The sequence below is a fragment of the Romboutsia timonensis genome (assembly GCF_900106845.1).
In the GTDB taxonomy this organism is placed as follows: domain Bacteria; phylum Bacillota; class Clostridia; order Peptostreptococcales; family Peptostreptococcaceae; genus Romboutsia; species Romboutsia timonensis.
Genome location: NZ_LT629850.1, coordinates 2,328,490 through 2,333,489, shown reverse-complemented (window position 1 = coordinate 2,333,489; position 5,000 = coordinate 2,328,490). Strand labels below are relative to the sequence as shown.

The 5,000-nt window shown below is 29.2% G+C and carries 3 protein-coding genes and 1 pseudogene; all 4 read left to right on the top strand.

Going from position 1 to position 5,000, the window contains the following annotated elements; all coding sequences use genetic code 11:
- Window positions 1-490: 490 nt before the first annotated feature.
- Window positions 491-1,714, top strand: a complete 1,224-nt coding sequence (gene pepT / locus BN7997_RS13800; RefSeq protein WP_071121316.1) for a peptidase T — start codon at window positions 491-493, stop codon at window positions 1,712-1,714.
- A 299-nt stretch (window positions 1,715-2,013) separates the two neighbouring features.
- Window positions 2,014-3,264: an IS110 family RNA-guided transposase gene (locus BN7997_RS13795; protein ID WP_071120180.1), complete on the top strand. Its 1,251-nt coding sequence runs from the start codon at window positions 2,014-2,016 to the stop codon at window positions 3,262-3,264.
- Window positions 3,265-3,905: 641 nt separating this feature from the next.
- Window positions 3,906-4,091: pseudogene (locus BN7997_RS15155) on the top strand (peptidase T); the annotation flags it as partial.
- Window positions 4,092-4,390: 299 nt separating this feature from the next.
- Window positions 4,391-5,000 (top strand): IS110 family RNA-guided transposase (locus tag BN7997_RS13785; protein WP_207645589.1); only part of this gene is annotated, 610 nt, incomplete at its 3' end.

The window sequence follows — 5,000 nt, the reverse complement described above, 5'->3', positions numbered from 1 at the left end:
ATACATCCAATAATCTAAGGCTCACGCCTATTTTTAGTATATTATCACTAAAAATCTTTATAAAAAAGAAAATAGCCACTTTATATAAGTTAAAATGGCTATTTTGTCTACAATCTGAATAAAACACTATATAGTGTTTTATTTTTTTACACTTAAAGATATTATAATACTTTAAAAATGTATATGACTTCTGAATTTAAGCAATACCAATCAACTAGTTTTGAACATAAAAAGATTTTGAGTAACGGACAAAGTCGTTGGTGATATAAAGTATTTTGCTGACGTATTGCTCAAAATAAGTAAACTTTTTATTTTTAGGAATTATTAATTGATAATAAATAAATAATATAAATAAGATTTGATTATTAAAGCAACAAAAATATACACTATGTACTAAAACTAGATATACTTTAATATAGTATTATAATATAATGGTTATAATAAGCTTTATATACAAAATTTAACGGTAAATATAAAGGAAGGGTTGAATATGAGAGAAAAGGTAGTTCAAAGATTTTTAAAATATGTTACTTTTGATACAACTGCAAATCCTAATAATTCAAATTGTCCATCAAGCGAAGGACAAAGAGTATTTGCTAATTATTTAGTAGAAGAACTTAAATCTTTAGGGTTAGAAGATGCACATGTTGATGAAAATAGTTATGTCATGGCAACATTAAGAGGAAATACAGAAGGTGTAGAAACTATAGGATTTATATCACATTTAGATACAGCACCAGATGTTACTGGTAAAAATGTTAAGCCTAAGATAATAAAAAATTATGATGGCAAAGATATAGTTTTAAATGAAGAATTAAATATAATAACATCACCTAAAGATTATCCAGATTTAAAAAAATTTATAGGTGAAGATTTAATTGTTACAGATGGGACAACATTGCTAGGTGCAGATGATAAGGCTGGTATATCAGAGATAGTTACTGCAATAGAGTATTTAGTAAATAATCCAGAAATAAAACACGGGGATATAAAAATTGGATTTACACCAGATGAAGAAATAGGTAGGGGCGCAGACTTATTTAATGTTGAAAAGTTTGGTGCAAAGTATGCATATACTATTGACGGTGGAATAATGGGAGAACTTCAATATGAGAACTTTAATGCCGCAGCAGCTAAGATAACTATACAGGGAAGAAATGTACATCCAGGTGCAGCAAAGAATAAGATGATAAATGCCTTACATATAGCCGCAGAAATATCACAAATGTTCCCTCAGAGTGAGAGACCAGAGACTACAGAAGGATATGAGGGATTCTATCATTTGAATGATATAAATGGAAACGTTGAAAATGCAACTATGGTTTATATAATAAGAGACCATAGCAAGGAAAAATTTGAATATAGAAAACAATATATGAAAGATGCTATATCTAAAGTAAGTGAAAAATATAATGGAAGAGTTACTTTAGAGTTAAATGACCAATACTATAATATGAAGGAAAAAGTAGAACCTGTTAAGTTTATTGTTGATATAGCAGAGGAAGCTATGAAGGAATGTGATATAACTCCAATAATTGTACCAATTAGAGGTGGTACAGATGGAGCTAGACTATCATTTATGGGGTTACCGTGTCCAAATATATTTACAGGAGGACTTAATTTCCATAGTAAAAATGAGTGTATTCCAGTAATTGCACTAGAAAAGTGTTCAAATTTAATAGTTAAAATAGCACAAAAATATGCGCAAAGATAAAAAGTAAGCTAAAAGTTTAAATAAAAAGCAGTCCTATATAGGGCTGTTTTTTATGTATAAGGAAAAAACATTAAACTTTGTTTCACAAGCTATAATGAAAATGATTGTTTTGTAATGGCTTCGCCTATAATCAATATAAAGCGAGTAATAAACCTTGAATATAATGTAGTAATAAGATTCTTACAAGGAAACTAGGAATAGTAGCTGATAAGAACAAGATATTGTGCAAATAGCACGTGTAGGAATTTTTTTAGGACAGTTACTATAAATTCGCTTTATATCTTGTTATGGAGGTAACTATGGATGCAATCGTAGAAAGATGTGCTGGGTTAGATGTTCATTTGGATACAGTGGTAGCATGTGTTTTATATGGTAAATTAGATATAAAACCTAAAAAAGAAGTAAAGACATTTTCTACAACTACTAAAGGATTGTTAGAATTATTGGATTTCATAAATCAGAAAGAATGTACTCATGTAGCTATGGAAAGTACAGGAATCTATTGGAAGCCTGTATGGAATATACTTGAAAGCGGAGCTTTTGACTTAATAGTAGCAAATGCTAAAAAAATAAAAAATGTACCGGGAAGAAAAACAGATGTCAAAGATGCAGAATGGATAGCTAGCTTATTAAGATGCGGTTTAATAGAAAAAAGCTTTGTACCACCAGAGAGAATTCGAGATTTAAGGGATTTAACTAGGTTAAGAAAAGAATTGTTAGGTGAAGTTAATAGAAATAAAAATAGAATCCATAAGGTGTTACAAGATGCAAATATAAAAATATCAAGTGTACTTTCAGATGTATTTGGAGAAACTGGAAAATCTATTTTAAATCAAATAATAGGTAATCAATGTATCACAGAAGAATTTATTTATTCATTGTATGAAGGAAGAGGAAAATCAAAGTTAAAATCTACCCCAATGGAAATGTATGAAGCGCTTAATGGTAAAATCAGAGGGCATCATGTGATATTATTGGGAATGCACAATAGTAATATTGTATTTTTAGAAAAACAAATTAATGAATTAGAAAAAGAAATTGATATATTACTTCAAAAAGAAAGAGATAGTTTAGAGTTATTAGAAACAATACCTGGTATTAGTAAAATATCTGCCTCAAGTATAATAGCTGAAATAGGAACTAGTATGGATGTATTTAAAACTGAGAAACATATAAGTTCCTGGGCTGGTTTATGTCCAAAAAACAATGAGAGTGCAGGTAAAAAGAAAAGAAGTGGTATAAAGTCAGGGAACAATTGGCTCAGGTCTATGTTGTGTGAGTGTGCATGGTCAGCCACCAAGAAAAAAGATAGCAGATTTAAAAATAAGTACTGGAGCATGGTTCCCCGAATGGGAAGGAAGAAAGCACTAATAGCGATAGCTAATATGATGTTAAGACTGATATATCACTTATTAAAAACTAAAAGTACATATAAAGAGTTAGAAATCCAATATTTTATAGATAAAGATAAAAGAAGAGAAGATAGGATTATAAAAGAACTAAAATCCAAAGGTTATCTTGTAGAAAAAGATAGTTTACAAATGGCATAAAATGTAAAAATAACACTAAATTAAGCCTATAAAAGATAGGTTTACTTTAGTGTTGCAAAAAATAGCCTACGGCTAGAATCATTTTCGTAGGAAATTATATTATAACTGTATTTATGGATAACCTATGAATATAAGTAATATCAATAACTTTATAAACGTAAAAAATGACATTTTGAAATGTTTCGCTGACATGTCGCTCAAGCAAAGTGAATTTTTATTTAAATCAAATATTATTTTAGATAAATTGTAACAATTTGTCTAAACAAATAATATATATTATTAAGTAGATAAATAATCTACTTAATCAAATTCCCCTGGAGGCGAATAACATATATGCCAAAACCAAAAGTTGAAACAAGAAGAGTATCCCCATCATCAAATAAGCTAGATAATGAGAAGAGAAGACATCTTAAAGAAAAAAGAGAAAAAAGAAAAAAAGAAATGAAAGAAGACAAACATCATAAAGAGCCAAAAAATAAACATAAAGAAGATATAGATATGGATTTAGATGCTAACATGGATTTACAATCAAAATTAAAATCAATGTTAGAAGCTGAATTAGAAGCAAAAGCAAAAGCAGAAGCCGAAGCAGAAGCCGAAGCAGAAGCAGATGTTGACGCTNGAAGGAATGTGATATAACTCCAATAATTGTACCAATTAGAGGTGGTACAGATGGAGCTAGACTATCATTTATGGGGTTACCGTGTCCAAATATATTTACAGGAGGACTTAATTTCCATAGTAAAAATGAGTGTATTCCAGTAATTGCACTAGAAAAGTGTTCAAATTTAATAGTTAAAATAGCACAAAAATATGCGCAAAGATAAAAAGTAAGCTAAAAGTTTAAATAAAAAGCAGTCCTATATAGGGCTGTTTTTTATGTATAAGGAAAAAACATTAAACTTTGTTTCACAAGCTATAATGAAAATGATTGTTTTGTAATGGCTTCGCCTATAATCAATATAAAGCGAGTAATAAACCTTGAATATAATGTAGTAATAAGATTCTTACAAGGAAACTAGGAATAGTAGCTGATAAGAACAAGATATTGTGCAAATAGCACGTGTAGGAATTTTTTTAGGACAGTTACTATAAATTCGCTTTATATCTTGTTATGGAGGTAACTATGGATGCAATCGTAGAAAGATGTGCTGGGTTAGATGTTCATTTGGATACAGTGGTAGCATGTGTTTTATATGGTAAATTAGATATAAAACCTAAAAAAGAAGTAAAGACATTTTCTACAACTACTAAAGGATTGTTAGAATTATTGGATTTCATAAATCAGAAAGAATGTACTCATGTAGCTATGGAAAGTACAGGAATCTATTGGAAGCCTGTATGGAATATACTTGAAAGCGGAGCTTTTGACTTAATAGTAGCAAATGCTAAAAAAATAAAAAATATACCGGGAAGAAAAACAGATGTCAAAGATGCAGAATGGATAGCTAGCTTATTAAGATGCGGTTTAATAGAAAAAAGCTTTGTACCACCAGAGAGAATTCGAGATTTAAGGGATTTAACTAGGTTAAGAAAAGAATTGCTAGGTGAAGTTAATAGAAATAAAAATAGAATCCATAAGGTGTTACAAGATGCAAATATAAAAATATCAAGTGTACTTTCAGATGTATTTGGAGAAACTGGAAAATCTATTTTAAATCAAATAATAGGTAATCAATGTATCACAGAAGAATTTATTTATTCATTGTATGAAGGAAGAGGAAAATCAAAGTTAA